Genomic DNA, 17,859 nt, shown 5'->3' on the forward strand with positions numbered 1-17,859 from the left:
GTCCGGCGGCGGTCCGGCGTGCGACCGGATCCAGGCGTGCATGGCGATGCCGCTGGCCACCCCGGCGTTGATCGAGCGGGTCGAGCCGTACTGGGCGATGGAGAAGAGCTGGTCGCAGGCGGACCGGGCGGCGTCCGAGAGGCCCGGGCCCTCCTGGCCGAAGAGGAGGACGCAGCGGCGCGGCAGGGTGCTGGTCTCCAGCGGCTTCGAGCCCGGCAGGTTGTCGATGCCGACCACCGGCAGCCGCTCGGCCGCCGCCCAGGCGACGAACTCCTCGACCGTCGGGTGGTGCCGGACGTGCTGGTAGCGGTCGGTCACCATGGCGCCCCGCCGGTTCCACCGCCGCCGGCCGACGATGTGCACCTCGGCGGCGAGGAAGGCGTTGGCGTTGCGCACCACCGTGCCGATGTTGAAGTCGTGCTGCCAGTTCTCGATGGCCACGTGGAAGTCGTGCCGACGCCGGTCCAGGTCGGCCACCACGGCCTCCCGCCGCCAGTACCGGTAGCGGTCCACCACGTTGCGCCGGTCGCCCTCGGCGAGCAGCTCGGGGTCGTACCGCGGGTCGTCCGGCAGCTCGCCGGGCCACGGCCCCACACCCACGTCCAGCTGGTCACCGGTCACGGTTTCCAGAGGGTACGGCCCCTGCCGGCCGACGCCGCCGCGAGGGTTCCGGATCGGCCGGGACGCGCCGGTGGCGTACCGGCCCGCCGGTGGTCCGGTGTCCGGCACCGAATGGGGCCGTCCGGGCGGCCGGTGGGCGCATAGGCTCCGACGACGGACGGAGGTGCGGGATGAGCGCACGGGTACGACGGGGCGCCATGGCGGTCCTGCTCGCGGGCCTGGCGACGGCGGGCTGCGGCCCGGCCACCGGCGCGGCCGGGCCGGCTGGTGGAACGACGACCGCGACCGTCGACCCGTCGCCGGAAGTGGCCGCCCCCGACGCCGGCGTGAGTTCCGGCCCGTGGCCGAATCCCAGCGCCCGGCCGGTCGACCGGGTGCTGCGCACCGGCATCCGGATCGGCGCCGACGAGCTGATGCTTAGCCCCTCCACCGATCACATCGTCGACATCGCCTGGTTCGACACCGGCACCGGCCGCCACCACCGACTGCCCGAGGACGAGAACTTCCGTTCGGCCCTCGGCAACGGGGACACCCTGCCGTTCTTCGAGGTGCGCGAGCGGCCCGCCCCGGACGGTCGGCTGATCACCTACGGGTTCGCCTCGGCCCCGGTGGCGCGGGCGACCATCGCGCAGCCGGGCTACCCGACCACCACGCTCAGCGTGGCGCCCTGGGGCGGCGATGCCACTGCGGCCCTGTTCTGGGCCGCCCGGGAGGGCCGGTCCCTGGCCGCGGACGTGCCCGCCGGGCAGCGCGCGATCTGCACCCTGTACGACAGGGCGGGCAGGGAGCTCGCCCGGCTGGTGCTCGCCGAGGCGCGGGGCGTGCAGAAGGGCGGCTGACCGACCGGGAACGGCCGTGGCCGTCGCGGCCTCAGCGCAACCCCAGGGCACCGCCGAGCCGGTCGAGGAACCGCCGGTCGGCCGGGCTCGACTCGCCGGCGGCGGCGGGGCAGACCCGCGCCGCGACCGATTCCACCCACTGCCGGTACGCCGCCGAGTCGGCCGGGTCGGCGCGGCGGTCGAGCACGCGTACCGCGGCCCGGCAGGCGGCCAGCAGGTCGACCACATCGGTGAGCCGCTCGCCGGCGGTGGAGGTTTCGTCGTGGCGGGCGTAGATCGCGGCCACCACTGCCCGGACCAGATCGCTGTCGAAGGCCCGGCCGGCGGCCACGGCGTCCAGACCGGCGAGCCCGGCGGTGACCCCCCGGGGCGGACGCCCGGGGCCCGGCGAGGCGGCGGCGACGAGGACCCGGCCCGGCAGGCCGGTCAACAGGTCCCACTCCGCCGCGGAGTAGACGGCGGTGGTCAGCGGTGCGGCACGACGTCCGGCAGAGGGCGGCTCTCCGGCGAGGGAGTGGCTCATGGGGACCTCCGGCGTCAGCATATGCCCCGGACAGGCCGAGGGGCCCCTTGCCCACCGGAACACGGTGGGCAAGGGGCCCCTGGGGTCGTACGGGGGTCAGCGCGGCTCGGGGAAGCTCGGCCGTTCCGGGTCGACGCCCTCCGGCACGGCGGCGGCCGCGTACTCCTTCTTGGGGACCATGACCTTGCGGCGGAAGACGCAGACCAGCGTGCCGTCCTGGTTGTAGCCGCGGGTCTCCACCGCGACCACGCCCCGGTCGGGCTTGGAGGAGGACTCCCGCTTGTCCAGCACGGTCGTCTCCCCGTAGATGGTGTCCCCGTGGAAGGTGGGGGCGACGTGCCGCAGCGACTCGATCTCCAGGTTGGCGATCGCCTTGCCGCTGACGTCCGGCACGGACATGCCGAGGAGCAGCGAGTAGATGTAGTTGCCGACCACCACGTTGCGCTTGAACTGGCTCGCCGTCTCGGCGTAGTGCGCGTCCATGTGCAGCGGATGGTGGTTCATGGTGAGCAGGCAGAAGAGGTGGTCGTCGTACTCGGTGACCGTCTTGCCCGGCCAGTGCCGGTAGACCGCGCCGACCTCGAACTCCTCGTAGTAGCGGCCGAACTGCATCCTTGTCCCCTTCGACGGGCGGCGATGGAGTTCGGCACAGCATGCCTTACCGCTTGTTAAGGCGAAGACGGGGGCGCGGGTGGTGAGGAAATGTCACACCGGCCACATCCGGGGGGAGACGCAATGAGCGGCGGGGCCCTCCCCGGCACCCGCCGCCCACGCTCTGATGCGACAGATTCTGCCGTACGGCGATGCCGGTCGGACAGAGACGGACGTCACATTTATCCTTTTGTAACACTACTCTGGGTTACCGACGCCGCTCGTGGGAGCGATCTCCGCACACCGGATCGCTCCATGTCAACCCCCAAGTTACCGATTCGTAGCGCTCAATCCAGTGGATCTCCTTGGAAGCGCTCCCATTACGGCTCGTCACGCAAATGCTTGGTGCACTTGCGTTCCGCACGGCGGCGCAGACAGATGGCATTCGATAGTTCCCTCCGTCACCGATCCACTGCTGAGAGTTTCGCCACGCCCTGGCCGGGAATTCAACGGCACCCGCCCTGGTTCCAGTGGACGTAGTAATCCGCGCTGATCGGAGAGTGCAATGGCAACGGTTGAGCTGACCACGGCCAACTTCGACGAGGTGACCGAGAGCGACGGCACCGTGCTGCTCGACTTCTGGGCCGACTGGTGCGGCCCGTGCAAGCGGTTCGCCCCCGTCTACGAGCGCTCCTCGGAGAAGCACCCGGACATCACCTTCGGCAAGGTCGACACCGAGGCGCAGCAGGAACTGGCCGCCAAGTTCAACATCCGCTCGATCCCGACGATCATGGCGATCAAGGACGGCGTGATCGTCTTCAACCAGCCGGGCGCGCTGCCGGAGTCCGCGCTGGAGAACCTGATCGAGCAGGTTGAGCAGCTCGACATGGACGAGGTCCGCAAGCAGATGGCCGAGCACAAGCACTGATCCACCACTACTCCGGCGCCGGCCGGGTCCCGCTCGGGGCCCGGCCGGCGCCGTTTCCGCAGCCTGCGCTGCCGCTCTCCGGCCTCTCCGAAACGGCGACACGGTCAGCGATGAGTGGACGACGGAAGGACGTCTTCCGGGTGCCCCGATCCCGTATCGTCCCCAACCGATGGAGACCTTGACCCCCCGCGGGCGCGCGGTCCGGCTGGGCGTGACCGCGCTCGGGCTGGCGCTGCTCCTCGTCGGCACCGTCCGGGGCACCGACGACGACTTCCCGTTCGGGCCGTTCCGGATGTACTCCACCTCGGACCCGCCGGACGCCCCCGCCCCGGACACCCGGGTGGAGGGTGTCGACCGCACCGGCGCGGTGGTCGAGCTGGGACAGGACGCCACCGGCATCCGCCGCGCCGAGATCGAGGGACAACAGGGCCGGTACGCCGCTGACCCGACCCTGCTGCGTCAGGTCGCCGACGCGTACACCGAACGCCACCCCGACGCGCCCGCGCTCGTCGAGGTGCGGATCGTGATCCGCTGGTACGGCATCCGGGACGGCCGCCCGACCGGCCGGTGGACCGACGAGACCGCCGTCCGCTGGCAGGCCGACCGATGAGCGGCTGGCTGACCGAGGCGGTCCCCCGCGGCCGGGTGGCCGCCTTCCGCACCCTGGTCTACCTCTTCGTCGCCGCGGACCTGGTCGTCTTCACCCCCTGGGTACGCACCCGGGTCGACGTGCCCGGCGAGCTGTACCACCCGCTGCTGATCGGCCGGCTGCTCCCGCTGCCCACCCCCACCCCGGCGCTGGTCGGCGCGATCTTCTGGGCGCTGCTGGTGCTGGCCCTGCTCGCCGCGACCGGGCGGGCGCCCCGGCTGCTCGGCTGGACGGTCTTCGCGCTCTACTTCGAGTGGATGATCGTCGCGATGAGCTACGGCAAGGTCGACCACGACCGGGGCGGGCTGCTCGTCGCGCTGGCCGCATTGCCCACCGCCGGCCGGGCCCGGCACGGCGACCCCACCCGCACCGAGGCCGGCGGCTGGGCGCTGCGGGTCACCCAGATCGCGGTGATCTGCACGTACTTCCTGGCGGCCTGGGCCAAGTTCCGCTTCGGCGGGCTGGACTGGGCGACCGGCTCGGTGCTGGCGCGCGCGATCATCCGGCGCGGCACCGACCTGGCGGACCTGATCGCCCAGGTGCCGCACCTGCTGATCGTGGCCCAGTTCGGCATCCTCGCCTTCGAACTGCTCAGCCCGGTCGTGTTCCTGCTGCCCGAACGGTGGCGGCTGGCGACGGTGGGCTTCTTCTACTCGTTCCACCTGGCGACCGTCGCGACCATCACCATCTCGTTCGCCCCGCACCTGGTGGCGATGACCAGCTTCGTGCCGCTGGAGAAGGTCCGCCCGGTGGTGTGGGCACGCCGCGTCCTCGCCCGGCGGGGCGAGCCGGCGACCCCGGACGACGATGCCTCCCCGCCGAGTGCCCTAACCGGCCGGGAGCCGGCGATCGGACCGGCCACGCCATAGCGCCGCCCGTCGGTCAGGAGCCGGCGGTGGGCCGGCCGCTCGGGCCGTAGAGGCGTTCGCGAGCCTCCTGGGGCAGCGAACAGGCCGCGGTGCCGCCGGGCAGCCGGTGCCGGTTGCGGGCCACCCAGCGGTACGCCGGCCACGCGGCGGCCCGCACCGGCGGGAAGCGCAGGCCGGTCCCGGCGAACCGCCAGAGCGGTCCACTGTCGCCCAGCAGCTTGGCGATGGCGTCCGGGCCCGACGCGCGGGAGCCGTCGGCGCCGATCCACTGCACCGCCTCCTCGCACTCGGCCTCCGTCAGGCCGAGCGCGGCGAGGTCCGCGAACTGCCACGGCAGCACGCGGGCGCCGGTCGGGATCCGGCGCTCGATGAACTCGGCGCAGCGGCTGCAGAAGGCGCAGTCGCCGTCGTAGACGAAGGTCGACGTCTCCATGCCCCCCATCCTCCACCCGCCCGGCGCGCGCCGGGCACCGGTGTCACTTGCACATCGTTCGTACGCGTGTTCGAATAGGGTCCATGCGCTGGGAGAACCTCTCCGCTCCCCCGGACGAGGGGATTCCCGACGGGGCAGCGCCAGCGGCTCCACCCCTGCCGCTGGCGCTCCCCGGCGCGATCGCCCGCACGTTCGACACCCCGGGCTTCGCCGGGATGACCTTCTACGAGGTGCGGGCAAAGTCGATCATCAACCGGGTGCCCGGGGAGTCCCGCGTCCCGTTCGAGTGGACGATCAACCCGTACCGGGGCTGCAGTCACGCGTGTGTGTACTGCTTGGCCGGCGACACCCCCGTCCTGATGGCGGACGGGCGCACGAAACCGATCAGCGAGTTGGAGCCGGGCGACCGGATCTACGGGACCGAGCGCCGGGGCGCCTACCGCCGCTACGTCCTCACCACCGTCCTCGACAAGTGGTCGACGGTGAAGTCGGCCTACCGGGTCACCCTGGAGGACGGCACGACCCTGGTGGCGAGCGGCGACCACCGCTTCCTCTCCGACCGGGGTTGGAAGTACGTGACCGGCACCATGGCCGGCGCCGGACAGCGCCCCTACCTGACGACCAGTAACCGGCTGATGGGCACCGGCCGCTTCGCCGCCGGCCCCAAGGACTCGACCGACTACCGGCGGGGCTACCTCTGCGGCATGGTCCGGGGCGACGCTCACCTCGGCAGCTGTTCATATCCGTCCGGAAAGGTGCACCGGTTCCGGTTGGCCCTGGCCGACAACGAGGCGCTGAGCCGGACGAGGCGTTTCCTTTCCGAGGCAGGGGTCGAAACGCACCGCTTCTCCTTCATGCCGGTCAGCGCCACCAGACTTGCGATCACCGCCATCCGCACCTCGAAGCAACGCGACATCGAGGCGATCACCGAGCTGATCCGCTGGCCAGAGGAGCCGACCGACGACTGGCGACTCGGCTTCCTGGCCGGCATCTTCGACGCCGAGGGCAGTTGCAGCAGGGGCATCTTCCGGATCAGCAACGGCGCCGACGACATCCTCGGCCACACTGCGGACGCCCTTCGTCATTTCGGGTTCACCTCGGTGCTCGAGGACCCCGGACTGCCCAACCGGGTGCGCCGGATCCGGCTGACCGGTGGTCTGCCGGAAAGGCTGCGCTTCTTCCATCTGACCGATCCGGCGATGACCCGCAAACGGTCGATCGAGGGCGCGGCACTCGAGGGCCAGGCAGCCCTGCGGGTGGTGAGCATCGAGTCGCTCGGGCTGGAGCTTCCGCTGTGGGACATCACCACGGGCACCGGCGACTTCATCGCCAACGGCGTGGTCAGCCACAACTGCTTCGCCCGCAACACCCACACCTATCTGGATCTGGATGCCGGGGCGGACTTCGACCGGAAGGTGATCGTCAAGGTCAACGCCGGTGAGCTGGTCCGGCGCGAGCTGGCCGCCCCGCGCTGGCGCGGCGCGCACGTCGCGATGGGCACCAACGTGGACTGCTACCAGCGGGCCGAGGGGCGTTACCGGCTGATGCCGCCGATCATCGAGGCGCTGCGCGACTTCGCCAACCCGTTCTCGATCCTGACCAAGGGCACGCTGATCCTGCGGGATCTGCCGCTGCTGCGTCAGGCCGCCGAGGTCACCCGGGTCGGCCTCTCCTTCTCGGTGGGCTTCGTCGACGAGGAGCTGTGGCGCGCGGTCGAGCCGGGCACCCCGAGCCCACGGCGAAGGCTGGACGCCGTCCGCCAGCTCACCGACGCCGGGTTCGAGGTGGGGGTGCTGATGGCACCGATCCTGCCCGGGCTCAGCGACGACGACGAGTCGATCGAGGCGACCGTGTCGGCGGTCGCCACCGCCGGGGCGACCAGCGTGACGCCGCTCGCCCTGCACCTGCGCCCCGGCGCCCGCGAGTGGTACGCGCACTGGCTGGCCCGCCAGTTCCCGCACCTGGTCCCCCGCTACCGCCAGCTCTACCGGGCGGGCGCGTACGCGCCGCAGGCGTACCAGCGGGAACTGACCGCGCGGGTGCGGATCGCGGCCCGCCGGCACGGGTTGCACCGGGCCGAGGTCGGCGACAACCGACGGCTGCCCGAGCCCGCCCCGGAGACGCCGTCCGAGCAACTCACCCTGCTCTGAGGGCGGCCCGGGGCTACAGTCGCGGGGTGCGTACCGCTCAGCAGATCCTCGCCGACTCCGCCGTGATCGCCGTCGTGGGCGCGTCCCGCGACCCGGGCAAGGCCGCGCACAGCGTGCCGTTGCAGATGCAGCGGTACGGCTGGCGGATCATCCCGGTGAACCCGACGGTGGACGAGCTCTTCGGCGAGAAGGCGTACCCGTCGCTGGCCGACATCCCGCACCCGGTCGACCTGGTCGACGTATTCCGGCCCGCCGGGGACGCGGTCGACGTGGTGCGGCAGGCGGTGGCGATCGGCGTCGCGGCGGTGTGGTTGCAGCTGGGGATCGTGTCGGCCGAGGCGCGGCGGATCGCCGAGGAGGCCGGCATCGACTACGTCGAGGACCGGTGCCTCATCGTGGAACGGGCCGCCGGCGGGCTGACCCGGCTCGGCTGAACGGGTCGGCCGGCAGCGGTCACTCTCCCGGCTCGTCGGGGCCGAAGACGAGGTCCAGTTGGGCGTCGAGGGCGGTGAGCGCCGTCTCCGGTGAATAGTGTCCGCCGAGCACGTACACCCCCAGCCCTTCCATGATCGCCAGCAGCCCGGCCGCGGCGCGCTCCGGGTCGATGCGCCGGTCGGCCGTCCCGGTCTCCTGGGCGAGGCGGATCTGCCCGGCGACGAAGGCGACCAGGCCGGCGGTCTCCTGGTGCAGCGCGGCGGCCACGGTCGGGCGGACGGCCGTGTAGGCCAGGAACGCCAGTGCCACCCGCCCGTCCGCCCGGCGGGACTCGTCGAGCGGCAGCAGCTCGACCAGCATGGTCCGCAGCAGCGTACGCGGGGAGGGGGCGTCGCCGAGCGCGCCGACCGCCCGGGTCACCCGCGCCTCGGAGCGCTCGTGGACCACCGACAGCGCGAAGGTCATCATCTCGTCCTTGGTGCGGAAGTAGTGCTGCACCATCCCGGAGGAGACGCCGGCCTCGGTCGCCACGTGCCGCAGGCTGACCGCTTCCAGCCCGTGCTCGGCGGCCACCCGCATCAGCGCGTCGGCGATCAGTTTGCGGCGCTCCCGATGGTCGACCCGTTTCGGCATGCCCTCATGCTTTCACAATACGACTGCATTGACATACTGCGGCTCGCCGGTTACGTTGCAACTGCAATGTAAAAGTCCTGAAGGGCGAGGTGACCGTGCGAAAGCAGAGTCTTCCCGTCGCGTTGCTGCGTCGCGCGGTCGTGTACGAGGTGGCCATGTGGCGCAGCCTCGGCCGGTGGCTGCTGCGCCGGCCCGTCGGGCTCGCGCCGGGAGCCGAGACGTTCAGCTACCTCGGAGTGGTGAAGCCGATCCTCGGTGTCTTCATCGGGCTCTCCGCGATCGAAATCCCGATCTTCGACCTGATCATCCGGCACACCGTACCGTGGCCATCGGTGCGGCACACCGCGCTGGCGCTCGGCATCTGGGGCCTGCTCTGGATGATCGGCCTCTACGCCAGCCTGCGGATCCACCCGCACGTCACCGACGCCGCCGGCCTGCGCGTCCGCAACGGCTTCTCGGTGGAATTCCTGGTGCCCTGGACGGCCGTCGCGCGGGTCGACGCCCGATACCGCTCGCTGCCCTCCAGCCGGGCCATCCAGGTCGAGCACGACGACGGGGCGACGATCCTGAACGTCGGCGCCGCCAGCCAGACCAGCGTCGACCTCGTGCTGCGCGAACCGCTCTCGGTCCCACTGCCCAAGGGGCCGAGCGAGCCGGTCACCGAGATCCGGCTCTACGCCGACGAGCCGCAGGCGCTGGTCGCCCTGGCCCGCCGACACCTGACGGTCTCGCTTCCCGGCTCGGACAGCTAGGGGCGGCCGGTCACCCGCCAGGCGGCGGGTGACCGGCGCACCGGTCAGAGCTTGTACTCCTTGAGCAGCCCACGGGAGATGATCGTCTTCTGGATCTCCGAGGTGCCCTCGCCGATGAGCAGGAACGGGGCCTCCCGCATCAGCCGCTCGATCTCGTACTCCTTGGAGTAGCCGTAGCCGCCGTGGATGCGGAAGGCCTCCTGGACGACCTCGGCGCAGTACTCGGAGGCGAGCAGCTTCGCCATGCCGGCCTCGACGTCGTTGCGCTGGCCGGCGTCCTTGAGCCGGGCCACGTTGACCATGAGCGAGTGCGCAGCCTCGATCTTGGTACCCATCTCGGCGAGCTTGAACGCGATGGCCTGGTGCCTGGCGAGCGGCTGGCCGAAGGTCCGGCGCTGCTGGGCGTACGCGACGGCCAGCTCGAAGGCCCGGACGGAGATGCCGCAGGCGCGGGCGGCCACGTTGACCCGGCCGACCTCGATGCCGTCCATCATCTGGTAGAAACCGCGGCCGACCTTCTCCTCGCCACCGAGGACGGCGGAGGCCGGGACGATGACCCCGTCGAGCACCATCTCGGTGGTCTCGACGCCCTTGTAGCCCATCTTGTCGATCTTGCCGGGGATGGTCAGGCCGGGGGCGGTCTCGCCGAAGCCGGGCTCCTTCTCCAGCAGGAAGGTGCTCATGTTGCCGTAGACGGAGTCCGCGCCGGTGTCGGTCTTGACCAGGGTGGCCACCACCGAGGAGTACGCCCCGTTGGTCAGCCACATCTTCTGGCCGTTGAGCACGTAGTTGTCGCCCTCGCGGACCGCCTTCGACTTGATCGCCGAGACGTCGGAGCCGCACTCCGGCTCTGACATCGAGAAGGCCCCGCGCACCTCGCCGGTGGCCATCCTCGGCAGCAGCCGGGCCTTCTGCTCGGCCGAGCCGTGCTGGGAGATCAGGTACGCCACGATGAAGTGGGTGTTGACGATGCCGGAGATCGACATCCAGCCCCGGGACAGCTCCTCGACCACCAGGGCGTACGTGAGCAGGGACTCGCCGAGCCCGCCGTACTCCTCGTCGATGGTGAGGCCGAAGAGCCCCATCTCGCGCATCCCGTCGAGGATGTCGGTGGGGTACTCGTCGGCGTGCTCCAGCCGCTGGGCGTGCGGAATGATCTCCTTGTCGGCGAACTCCCGGACGGTTTCCAGGATCGACCGCTGCACATCGGTCAGGCCGGGCGTCTGGGCGAGTCGGGCCATCTCAGCCTCCGGGGGATCGGCGCATTACTCGTGGGTAACTGAACGCTGGGTCAGTATCGGTCCCGCGACCGGCGAGGCCAAGGTGACCAGTCCACACAACCGCTGTGAAAAGGTTCACCGCTGCGGGTAGCGTCCGCAAGAGAGAAGGCCGTTGAGCTGCGACGGAGGGGGCGAGCGAGGGTGACCCAACCACCGCCCGGGGAGCCGGACCAGCCGCCGTCGCCGTACGAGCCGCCGTCCTACGGCCAGCCGCCGCACCACGACCCGTACGGGCAGCAGCCGCAGTGGGGACAGCAGCCGCCGTACGCGCCGCAGCCGCCGTACGGCCAGTACGGCCCGCCGCCCGGCGGTGGCGGTGGCGGTGGCGGCGGTGGCGGTGGCACCAACGTGATGGCGGTGCTGTCGCTGGTCTTCGCCTTCGTCTTCGCCCCGGCCGGGATCGTCCTCGGCCACCTGGCCAAGCGGCAGATCCGGCAGACCGGCGAGGAGGGCGCCCAGCTCGCCACCTGGGGCCTGGTGCTGAGTTACGTGTTCACCGCGATCGGGCTGCTGGCCTGCTGCGGCTGGATCGCCATCGCCATCTGGGCGAACTCCGACAGCGGCACCTCCTACTGACCCGACGTCAGCGGAACTCCGCCTCGCGGACGCTGTTGCCGCCGTCCACCACCAGCATCTGCCCCGTGATGTACGAGGCGGCCGGCGAGCAGAGGAAGGCGATCGCCGCGGCCACCTCGTCCGGCGTGCCCGGACGGCCGACCGGGGTGCCGAGCCCCTGCTTGATCTCGGCCATGGTGGACGCCGCCGTGTAGATGGTGCCGGGAGCGACCGCGTTGACGGTCACCCCGTCGGCGATCATCTCCATCGCCAGGGCCCGGGTCAGCCCCACCACGCCCGCCTTCGCCGCCGCGTACGCGGCCTCGGTCGGCAACGCGTTGACCGCGCCGGCGGTCGCCGCCAGGTTGACGATCCGACCCCAGCCGCGCTCGGCCATCCCGCTGATGAACGCCCGGCTGCACAGGAACGCCGTGGTCAGGTTCCGGTCGATCTCGCCGCGCCACTCGTCGTAGCTGAGCTGGACCACCGGCCGCAGCACCTCCGGGCTGGCCCGGCTGGCCAGGCCGGCGTTGTTGACCAGCACCTCGACGTCGCCGAGCTGCTCGGCCACCGCGTCGGCGAGCGCGCCCACCTCCGCCTCGTCGGTCAGGTCGGCCACGAAGCCGGTCACGCCCAGCTCGCCGGCCCGCTCGTGGATCCGCCGGGTGGTGGAGACGATCGCGACCCGGGCCCCCAGGTCGGCCAGCCGGCGGGCGGTGGCGTAGCCGATGCCGTCCGGACTGCCGGCCCCGGTGACCAGGGCGACCCGGCCGTCGAGGCGCATGGTGACCGGCTCGGCGAGCGGCGCCGGCTGGTCCTGGTCGGCGGAGCCCGCCGGGGCGGTGCCGCGGCTGCGCCGGACCAGGCCCGGACGGCTCACGTCCCGTCTCGGTCGGCCACCACGCGCGTCATGTGCCATGCCGCGATCCTGCCCGCTGTGGACCTTCCGGGCAACGCGGCACCCGGAAAGGGGGTGCACCGTTTTGCACGCGCGTGGCTACCCTGACGGCGCGCACCCGCATCCAACGGAGATGAAGCCTGATGAGCTATCCCCCGCCGTCCGGTGGTTGGCACGACCCGTCGGTCCCCGGCCAGCAGTCCACGCCACCCGCCGATCCGACCCTTGCGATGGGCGGCCAGATCCCCACCCAGCCGACCTCCGCCGACCCGTACGCCCCGACCAACCCGTACGCCGGAATGCCGGGCGGGCAGCCGACGGCCGACCCGTACGCGGCGGCCGGCTACCCGCCGCCGGGCTACCCGGGGTACGGCTACCCGGTCGCGGCGAAGACCAACACCCTGGCCATCGTGGCGCTGGTGCTCTCGCTGGTCGGCTTCGCCTCCTGCATCACCGCGCCGATCGGCGCGATCCTCGGTCACGTGGCCCGCAAGCAGATCCGCGAGACCGGCGAGCAGGGCGAGGGGATGGCCAAGGCCGCCATCATCGTCGGCTGGATCCTCACCGTCCTGCTGGCGCTGCTGATCGCCTTCTACGTCGTGATCATCGTGCTGGCGATCGCCAACGGCGACACGAGCGGCAGCAGCACCTTCTGACGACGGAAGGGCCGTCCCGGTCGACCGGGACGGCCCTCCGCCGCGCCGCACGGGGGCGGCCCCCGCTCACTCCGAGGGCGGGGTGAAGCTCGAGGTACGGGTCATCCCCGCCGCACGACCCTTGGCGGCGATCACCAGGGCCATCTTGCGGGACGCCTCGTCGATCATCTCGTCGCCGAGCATCACCGCGCCGAGCTTGCCGCCCGCCTCCGAGGTGTAGTGCTCGTACGCGTCGAGGATCAACTCCGCGTGGTCGTAGTCGGCCTGGGCCGGCTGGTAGACCTCGTTGGCCGCGTCGATCTGGCCCGGGTGCAGCACCCACTTGCCGTCGAAGCCGAGCGCCGCCGAGCGCTTGGCCACCTCGCGGAACGCGTCGACGTCCCGGATCTGCAGGAACGGGCCGTCGATGGCCTGCTTGTCGTGCATCCGAGCGGCCATCAGGATCCGCATCAGGATGTAGTGGTACGGGTCGCCCGGGTAGTCCGGGATCAGCGCGCCGACCACCAGCGACTTCATGTTGATCGACGCCATGAAGTCGGCCGGCCCGAAGATGATGGTCTCCACCCGCGGCGAGGCCGCCGCGATGGCGTCGACGTTGACCAGGCCGGCCGCGTTCTCGATCTGCGCCTCGATGCCGATCCGGCCCACCTCCAGGCCGAGCGTCTTCTCGATCTGGGTCAGCGTCAGGTCCAGCCACTGCACCTGGGCGGCGTTCTGCACCTTGGGCAGCATGATGCAGTCCAGGTTCGCGCCGGCGCCCTCGACCACCTCGATCACGTCCCGGTAGGTCCACGGCGTGGTCAGGTCGTTCACCCGGACCACCCGGGTCTTGCCGGCCCAGTCACCCTCGTTCAGGGCGGCGACGATGTTCTTCCGGGCGTCCGGCTTGGCCAGCGGGGCGACCGCGTCCTCCAGGTCCAGGAAGACCTGGTCGGCCGGCAGGCCCTGGGCCTTGCCGAGCATCTTGACGCTGGAACCGGGTACCGCGAGGCAGGACCGGCGGGGGCGACCGACAGCGGCCATGGATGCGCTCCTTCCAGCGTCCGGCGGGCACGCCGACGCCAACTGAATGAAAGGCCGAGAACTTAACGATCCCAAAGGGCGTGGTGACGTCACGGTAACCTCGTGCCGTGACCGGGGTGAATGGACCTGTGGAAGATCTCACTGACCGTCGGACCGTGGTGGTGACGGGCGCCAGCTCCGGCATCGGGCTGGCGGCCGCCGTCGACCTGGCGCGCCGGGGCGACCGGGTGGTGCTGGTCGGCCGGGACCCGGCCCGCCTGCAGTCGGCCGGGGACCGGGTCCGCGAGTACTCCGGCGAGCGCCCGGAACTGTTCCGCGCGGACTTCGCCGTCCTCGACGACGTCCGCCGGCTCGCCGAGCGACTGCGGGAGTCGTACGACCGGATCGACGTGTTGGCCAACAACGCCGGCGCCATCGTGCTCCAGCCGGTGACCACGGTCGACGGTTTCGAACTGAGCATGCAGGCCAACCATCTGGCCCCGTTCCTGCTCAGCAACCTGCTCGCCGACCGGATCGGGCGGATGGTGGTCACCGCCTCCGGCGCGCACCGCAGCGGGGCGCTCGACCCCGACGACCTCAACGCCGCGCTGCGCCGCTACCGGCCGATGCGGGCGTACGGGACCAGCAAGCAGGCGAACATCCTGTTCACCGCCGAGGCGGCGCGGCGCTGGCCGGACGTGCCGGCGTACTCGTTCCACCCCGGGGTGGTGCGGACCCGGTTCGGCAACGAGAGCCGGCTGGTCGGGTTGGGCATGCGGCTGCTGCCGTTCCGCAGTCCGGAGAAGGGCGCGGAGACGCTGGTCTGGCTGGCCAACCAGGACCCGTCCCGGCTGATCGACGGCGGCTACTACCACGACCGGCGACCACGCCGGCCGCTCCCCAAGGCGGCCGACCCCCGGCTCGCCGCCCGGCTCTGGACGGCCAGCGCCAAGGCCGTCGGCATCGACGGCTGACGGGTTTTCCGGTGTCGCAGCGGTCGGTCCCGCTGGGATACTCCGCCGCATGACGACGGGAAACCCCACCGGCGCGCGGCGCACCGAGGCAGGCCGGCCGACCAGCGACGCCGAGACCGGAGTGGCGGCCGGAAAGCTGCGGGTGGGCGGCGCGGACGTGGAACTGTCGGCCCGGCTCGAACGGGAACTGACCGCCTACAACAACGCGGCGACCGGTGCGGAGGACGAGGCCGACCTGTCGGTGCGGGTCACCGGACCGGACGGGGAGCTGGTCGGCGGGCTGACCGGCTGGACGTGGGGCGGCCGCGCGGGCGTCAACACGCTGTGGGTGCGGGCGGACCGCCGGCACCAGGACTGGGGCGGCCGGATGCTGCGGGCCGCCGAGGAGGAGGCCCGGCGGCGGGGCTGCACCGAGGTCTCGCTGTCGTCGTTCTCCTTCCAGGCGCCGGACTTCTACCGGCGGCACGGCTACTCCGACACCGGGATCCGGGACGGCATCCCGGGCGGCCACGTCGACCACCACTTCTGGAAGTCACTGGTGCACGACCCGGCCGCCGCGGTGCGGCTGGTCGCCCTGGTGGAGTTCGGCGCCGACGCGGTCGAGGCCGGCCAGCGGTACGAGGACACGGTGCTCGCCCTGCTCGGGCGGCACGACGGGCGGCTGGAGCGGCGGCTGCGCACCGTGGACGGGCGGAGCGAGGTGCACGTGATCCGGTTCGCCACCCGGGCCGGCTACGGGTCGTTCCTCGCCGACCCGGAACGGGCCGCGCAGCGCGCCGTGCTCGGCGACGCCGCGCCGGTCACCCGGGTGCTGGAGGTCCGAGACGTCTGACCGACCGGGCGGCGGCCGGACGCCGAGGCGGTCGCGGAGCACTTCGCGGCGTACCTGTGAGCCTCAGTCGGAGATGTGCACCGGAACGCTGGTGACCACCACTCCCGGCAGCGCCCGCAGCGCGGACCGCAACCGTTGCTCGGCCCGGCTGTGCAGCAGCCGGTGCCAGCGGCGACGCAGCACCACCTCCGGCACGATCACGGTCAGCGTCAGCTCGGCCCGGGCGGCGTGCAGCGCCTCCAGGTAGTGCGCCAGCGGCCCGATCACCGTCCGGTACGGCGACACGATCGTCTCCAGCCGCACGTGGTCACCCCAGGCCCGCCACTGCTCACGGAACCGGTCCGCCTCGGCGTCCTCCGGGGCGATGTGCACCGCCAGCGTCGGCTGGCCCAGCGAGGCCGCGTACGCCAGCGCGCGCAGCGACGCCCGGTTCAGCCGGGCGACCGGCACGATCACCAGGTGGCGTACCTCCTGGGGCAGCTCCTCGCCCTCGGCGGGCCCGGCGCGGGACGCGGCCCCGGCGGGCGGCGGCGGGTGCAGCGCCAGCGCCTGGTGCAGCGCCGCGTAGTGCCGGTGGATCCGGCGGAAGAGCAGCACCAGCAGGGGTACGGCGATCACCACCACCCAGGCGCCCTCGGCGAACTTGGCGACCGCGGCGGTCACCAGCACCAGACCGGAGAGCGCGGCGCCGATCGCGTTCAACGCCAGCCGGTGGTGCCAGCCCCGGCCGCGCCGGCGTCGCCAGTGCACCACCATGCCGGCCTGGGACAGGGTGAAGGCGAGGAAGACCCCCACCGCGTAGAGCGGGATCAACGACTCGGTGTGCCCGCCGAACACCACGAAGACGACCGCCGCCGCGAGGGAGAGGGCGACCAGACCGTTGCTGAACGCCAGCCGGTCACCCATGTGCAGGAACCGGCGGGGAGCGTGCCCCTCCCGCGCCATGAAGAACAGCAGCCGGGGGAAGTCGTTGAACGCGGTGTTCGCGGCCAGCAGCAGGATCAGCGCGGTGGTGGCCTGGAGCAGGGGGTACCACGGGCCGGTGGGGAAGGTGACCCGGCCGAGCTGGGAAAGCAGGGTCTGGTCCGGGCGGGGCGCCAGGCCGGCCAGGTGGATCAGGACGACCAGCCCGGCGAAGAGCACCACCAGCATGCCCACCATCCAGCCGAGGGTCGTACGGGCGTTGCGCCACTCGGTCGGGCGGAACGCCGGTACCGCGTTCGACACCGCCTCGATGCCGGTCATCGACACCGCGCCGGAGGCGAACGCGCGCAGCACCAGCAGCAGCCCGAGGCCCTCCGCCGCCGGCACCGCCGGCGGGGGCGCCGGCGCGAACCCCCGGCCCGCCGCGCGCAGGTAACCGACCACCAGCAGCGCCACCAGGGTGGCCACGAAGGCGTAGGTGGGCAGCACGAAGATGTTGCCGGCGGTACGCACCCCGCGCAGGTTCCCAGCCAGCAGCACCGCGATCACCAGCACGCCCAGCGGCACGGTGGCCGGCGCCAGCCCGGGCAGCGCCGAGGTGACCGCGTGCACGCCGGCCGCCACCGACACCGAGACGGTCAGCACGTAGTCGAGCATCAGCCCGGCCGCCGCGGCGAGCCCCGCGGTGGCGCCGAGGTTGTCCCCGGCGACGATGTAGGAGCCGGCGCCGTGCGGGTAGGCCGGGATGGTCTGCCGGTACGACACCCCGACCGCGATCATCAGCACCACCAGCAGGGCGGCCAGCGGCAGCGAGAGCCCGAGCGCGCCGCTGCCAGCCAGCACCAGCACGGTCAGCAGCGCCTCCGGTCCGTACGCGACCGAACTGAGCAGGTCCGAGGAGAGGATCGGCAGGGCGACCAGCTTCCGCATCCGCTCGTACAGCACGGCGGAGCTGCGCAGCGGCGGGCCGAAGAGCGCCTGCCGGAGCCGGGTCAACCCCCGCCCCAGCCGGGACCCGGGCAGTTGCGCCGGCGCGCTGGCGACCAGTTCGTCCGGCTTCTCGACGGTGAACATCTCGATCGGCGCCAACCGGCCGAAGCGGCTCGGCGCCGGCCGGCGCCCGTTACGGCCCAGCGTCGGGTCGACCGGCAGCTCGTCCGGGCGGCGAGGGCTGCGCCAGCGGTCGCCGATCCGGCGCAGCGCCGCCCGCTCGTCCGGTGCCAGCGGGGGAAACTCGGCCGAGGGCGTGACGACGGTGCCGCGCTCGGCCTCGTCGTCGTCCGCCCGCTCCTGCGCCATCCCCACCCCCTCCCCC

The 17,859-nt window shown here is 72.2% G+C and carries 20 protein-coding genes; 11 read left to right on the forward strand and 9 right to left on the reverse strand.

Annotated features, from left to right (window positions below; genetic code table 11):
- The coding region (locus DKT69_RS06575) for a TrmH family RNA methyltransferase (RefSeq protein WP_109800699.1) at positions 1-621 on the reverse strand (621 nt) is incomplete at its 3' end.
- Between the two features lie 170 nt (positions 622-791).
- Here DKT69_RS06575 and DKT69_RS06580 point away from each other — a divergent pair.
- Positions 792-1,460: a hypothetical protein gene (locus DKT69_RS06580; RefSeq protein ID WP_146230996.1), complete on the forward strand. Its 669-nt coding sequence runs from the start codon at positions 792-794 to the stop codon at positions 1,458-1,460.
- Positions 1,461-1,491: 31 nt separating this feature from the next.
- Here DKT69_RS06580 and DKT69_RS06585 read toward each other — a convergent pair whose 3' ends face one another.
- Together DKT69_RS06585 and DKT69_RS06590 are read right to left on the reverse strand one after the other, a co-directional pair.
- Complete coding sequence (locus DKT69_RS06585) at positions 1,492-1,983, reverse strand: hypothetical protein (protein ID WP_109800683.1); 492 nt, start codon at positions 1,981-1,983, stop codon at positions 1,492-1,494.
- 96 nt (positions 1,984-2,079) lie between these two features.
- The gene (locus DKT69_RS06590) at positions 2,080-2,595 is read right to left on the reverse strand and encodes a MaoC family dehydratase (protein ID WP_109800684.1); all 516 of its coding nucleotides are present in this window, start codon (positions 2,593-2,595) and stop codon (positions 2,080-2,082) included.
- 544 nt (positions 2,596-3,139) lie between these two features.
- Here DKT69_RS06590 and trxA point away from each other — a divergent pair.
- From trxA to DKT69_RS06605, 3 genes are all read left to right on the forward strand, one after another.
- Positions 3,140-3,502: a thioredoxin gene (trxA, locus tag DKT69_RS06595; protein WP_109800685.1), complete on the forward strand. Its 363-nt coding sequence runs from the start codon at positions 3,140-3,142 to the stop codon at positions 3,500-3,502.
- A 169-nt stretch (positions 3,503-3,671) separates the two neighbouring features.
- A complete protein-coding gene (locus tag DKT69_RS06600; protein ID WP_109800686.1) occupies positions 3,672-4,112 on the forward strand; it encodes a hypothetical protein in 441 nt (146 codons plus the stop codon).
- A complete protein-coding gene (locus DKT69_RS06605) occupies positions 4,109-5,020 on the forward strand; it encodes an HTTM domain-containing protein (protein WP_109800687.1) in 912 nt (303 codons plus the stop codon). The genes DKT69_RS06600 and DKT69_RS06605 overlap by 4 nt, the downstream gene beginning before the upstream one ends.
- A 13-nt stretch (positions 5,021-5,033) precedes the next feature.
- Here the strand turns inward: DKT69_RS06605 and DKT69_RS06610 are convergent, their stop codons facing one another.
- Positions 5,034-5,453, reverse strand: a complete 420-nt coding sequence (locus tag DKT69_RS06610) for a thiol-disulfide oxidoreductase DCC family protein (RefSeq protein WP_109800688.1) — start codon at positions 5,451-5,453, stop codon at positions 5,034-5,036.
- Between the two features lie 83 nt (positions 5,454-5,536).
- Here DKT69_RS06610 and DKT69_RS06615 point away from each other — a divergent pair, with 83 nt between their 5' ends.
- Both DKT69_RS06615 and DKT69_RS06620 read left to right on the forward strand, forming a co-directional pair.
- Positions 5,537-7,603, forward strand: a complete 2,067-nt coding sequence (locus DKT69_RS06615; RefSeq protein WP_109800689.1) for an intein-containing Rv2578c family radical SAM protein — start codon at positions 5,537-5,539, stop codon at positions 7,601-7,603.
- 26 nt (positions 7,604-7,629) lie between these two features.
- Entirely contained in the window at positions 7,630-8,037 is a 408-nt protein-coding gene (locus DKT69_RS06620) for a CoA-binding protein (protein WP_109800690.1), read from the forward strand.
- Between the two features lie 19 nt (positions 8,038-8,056).
- Here DKT69_RS06620 and DKT69_RS06625 read toward each other — a convergent pair whose 3' ends face one another.
- Positions 8,057-8,671, reverse strand: coding sequence for a TetR/AcrR family transcriptional regulator (locus tag DKT69_RS06625; protein ID WP_109800691.1), 615 nt, complete (start codon positions 8,669-8,671; stop codon positions 8,057-8,059).
- A 95-nt stretch (positions 8,672-8,766) separates the two neighbouring features.
- Here DKT69_RS06625 and DKT69_RS06630 point away from each other — a divergent pair, with 95 nt between their 5' ends.
- The gene (locus tag DKT69_RS06630; RefSeq protein WP_236647375.1) at positions 8,767-9,423 is read left to right on the forward strand and encodes a hypothetical protein; all 657 of its coding nucleotides are present in this window, start codon (positions 8,767-8,769) and stop codon (positions 9,421-9,423) included.
- Positions 9,424-9,467: 44 nt separating this feature from the next.
- Here DKT69_RS06630 and DKT69_RS06635 read toward each other — a convergent pair whose 3' ends face one another.
- Positions 9,468-10,664 carry an acyl-CoA dehydrogenase family protein gene (locus DKT69_RS06635; protein WP_109800692.1) on the reverse strand — a complete coding sequence of 399 codons (1,197 nt, stop codon included), beginning with the start codon at positions 10,662-10,664 and terminating at the stop codon, positions 9,468-9,470.
- A 180-nt stretch (positions 10,665-10,844) separates the two neighbouring features.
- On the opposite strand from DKT69_RS06635, the gene DKT69_RS06640 reads away from it, so the two are divergent.
- On the forward strand, positions 10,845-11,279 hold the full coding sequence (locus DKT69_RS06640) for a DUF4190 domain-containing protein (RefSeq protein WP_109800693.1): 435 nt from the start codon (positions 10,845-10,847) through the stop codon (positions 11,277-11,279).
- Positions 11,280-11,286: 7 nt separating this feature from the next.
- Here the strand turns inward: DKT69_RS06640 and DKT69_RS06645 are convergent, their stop codons facing one another.
- A complete protein-coding gene (locus tag DKT69_RS06645) occupies positions 11,287-12,177 on the reverse strand; it encodes an SDR family NAD(P)-dependent oxidoreductase (RefSeq protein ID WP_109800694.1) in 891 nt (296 codons plus the stop codon).
- A 122-nt stretch (positions 12,178-12,299) separates the two neighbouring features.
- On the opposite strand from DKT69_RS06645, the gene DKT69_RS06650 reads away from it, so the two are divergent.
- A complete protein-coding gene (locus tag DKT69_RS06650; RefSeq protein WP_109800695.1) occupies positions 12,300-12,812 on the forward strand; it encodes a DUF4190 domain-containing protein in 513 nt (170 codons plus the stop codon).
- Positions 12,813-12,878: 66 nt separating this feature from the next.
- On the opposite strand, the gene DKT69_RS06655 is transcribed toward DKT69_RS06650, so the two are convergent.
- Complete coding sequence (locus DKT69_RS06655; protein ID WP_088964118.1) at positions 12,879-13,835, reverse strand: HpcH/HpaI aldolase/citrate lyase family protein; 957 nt, start codon at positions 13,833-13,835, stop codon at positions 12,879-12,881.
- 128 nt (positions 13,836-13,963) lie between these two features.
- Between DKT69_RS06655 and DKT69_RS06660 the strand changes: the two genes are divergently transcribed.
- Positions 13,964-14,788, forward strand: coding sequence for an SDR family NAD(P)-dependent oxidoreductase (locus tag DKT69_RS06660; RefSeq protein ID WP_109800696.1), 825 nt, complete (start codon positions 13,964-13,966; stop codon positions 14,786-14,788).
- Between the two features lie 49 nt (positions 14,789-14,837).
- Entirely contained in the window at positions 14,838-15,620 is a 783-nt protein-coding gene (locus DKT69_RS06665; RefSeq protein WP_109800697.1) for a GNAT family N-acetyltransferase, read from the forward strand.
- A 63-nt stretch (positions 15,621-15,683) separates the two neighbouring features.
- On the opposite strand, the gene DKT69_RS06670 is transcribed toward DKT69_RS06665, so the two are convergent.
- Positions 15,684-17,843 (reverse strand): APC family permease, encoded by a 2,160-nt coding sequence (locus DKT69_RS06670; RefSeq protein WP_109800698.1) that lies wholly within the window; start codon positions 17,841-17,843, stop codon positions 15,684-15,686.
- Between the last annotated feature and the right edge of the window lie 16 nt (positions 17,844-17,859).

The organism is Micromonospora sicca (assembly GCF_003172935.1).
Classification (GTDB): domain Bacteria; phylum Actinomycetota; class Actinomycetes; order Mycobacteriales; family Micromonosporaceae; genus Micromonospora; species Micromonospora sicca.

Bases quoted from the DNA above. Each gene is read 5' to 3' on its own strand.
- DKT69_RS06580 (WP_146230996.1), top strand. From the start codon at position 792: ATGAGCGCACGGGTACGACGGGGCGCCATGGCGGTCCTGCTCGCGGGC.
- DKT69_RS06585 (WP_109800683.1), bottom strand. From the start codon at position 1,983: ATGAGCCACTCCCTCGCCGGAGAGCCGCCCTCTGCCGGACGTCGTGCC.
- DKT69_RS06590 (WP_109800684.1), bottom strand. From the start codon at position 2,595: ATGCAGTTCGGCCGCTACTACGAGGAGTTCGAGGTCGGCGCGGTCTAC.
- trxA (WP_109800685.1), top strand. From the start codon at position 3,140: ATGGCAACGGTTGAGCTGACCACGGCCAACTTCGACGAGGTGACCGAG.
- DKT69_RS06600 (WP_109800686.1), top strand. From the start codon at position 3,672: ATGGAGACCTTGACCCCCCGCGGGCGCGCGGTCCGGCTGGGCGTGACC.
- DKT69_RS06605 (WP_109800687.1), top strand. From the start codon at position 4,109: ATGAGCGGCTGGCTGACCGAGGCGGTCCCCCGCGGCCGGGTGGCCGCC.
- DKT69_RS06610 (WP_109800688.1), bottom strand. From the start codon at position 5,453: ATGGAGACGTCGACCTTCGTCTACGACGGCGACTGCGCCTTCTGCAGC.
- DKT69_RS06615 (WP_109800689.1), top strand. From the start codon at position 5,537: ATGCGCTGGGAGAACCTCTCCGCTCCCCCGGACGAGGGGATTCCCGAC.
- DKT69_RS06625 (WP_109800691.1), bottom strand. From the start codon at position 8,671: ATGCCGAAACGGGTCGACCATCGGGAGCGCCGCAAACTGATCGCCGAC.
- DKT69_RS06635 (WP_109800692.1), bottom strand. From the start codon at position 10,664: ATGGCCCGACTCGCCCAGACGCCCGGCCTGACCGATGTGCAGCGGTCG.
- DKT69_RS06645 (WP_109800694.1), bottom strand. From the start codon at position 12,177: ATGGCACATGACGCGCGTGGTGGCCGACCGAGACGGGACGTGAGCCGT.
- DKT69_RS06650 (WP_109800695.1), top strand. From the start codon at position 12,300: ATGAGCTATCCCCCGCCGTCCGGTGGTTGGCACGACCCGTCGGTCCCC.
- DKT69_RS06655 (WP_088964118.1), bottom strand. From the start codon at position 13,835: ATGGCCGCTGTCGGTCGCCCCCGCCGGTCCTGCCTCGCGGTACCCGGT.
- DKT69_RS06665 (WP_109800697.1), top strand. From the start codon at position 14,838: ATGACGACGGGAAACCCCACCGGCGCGCGGCGCACCGAGGCAGGCCGG.
- DKT69_RS06670 (WP_109800698.1), bottom strand. From the start codon at position 17,843: ATGGCGCAGGAGCGGGCGGACGACGACGAGGCCGAGCGCGGCACCGTC.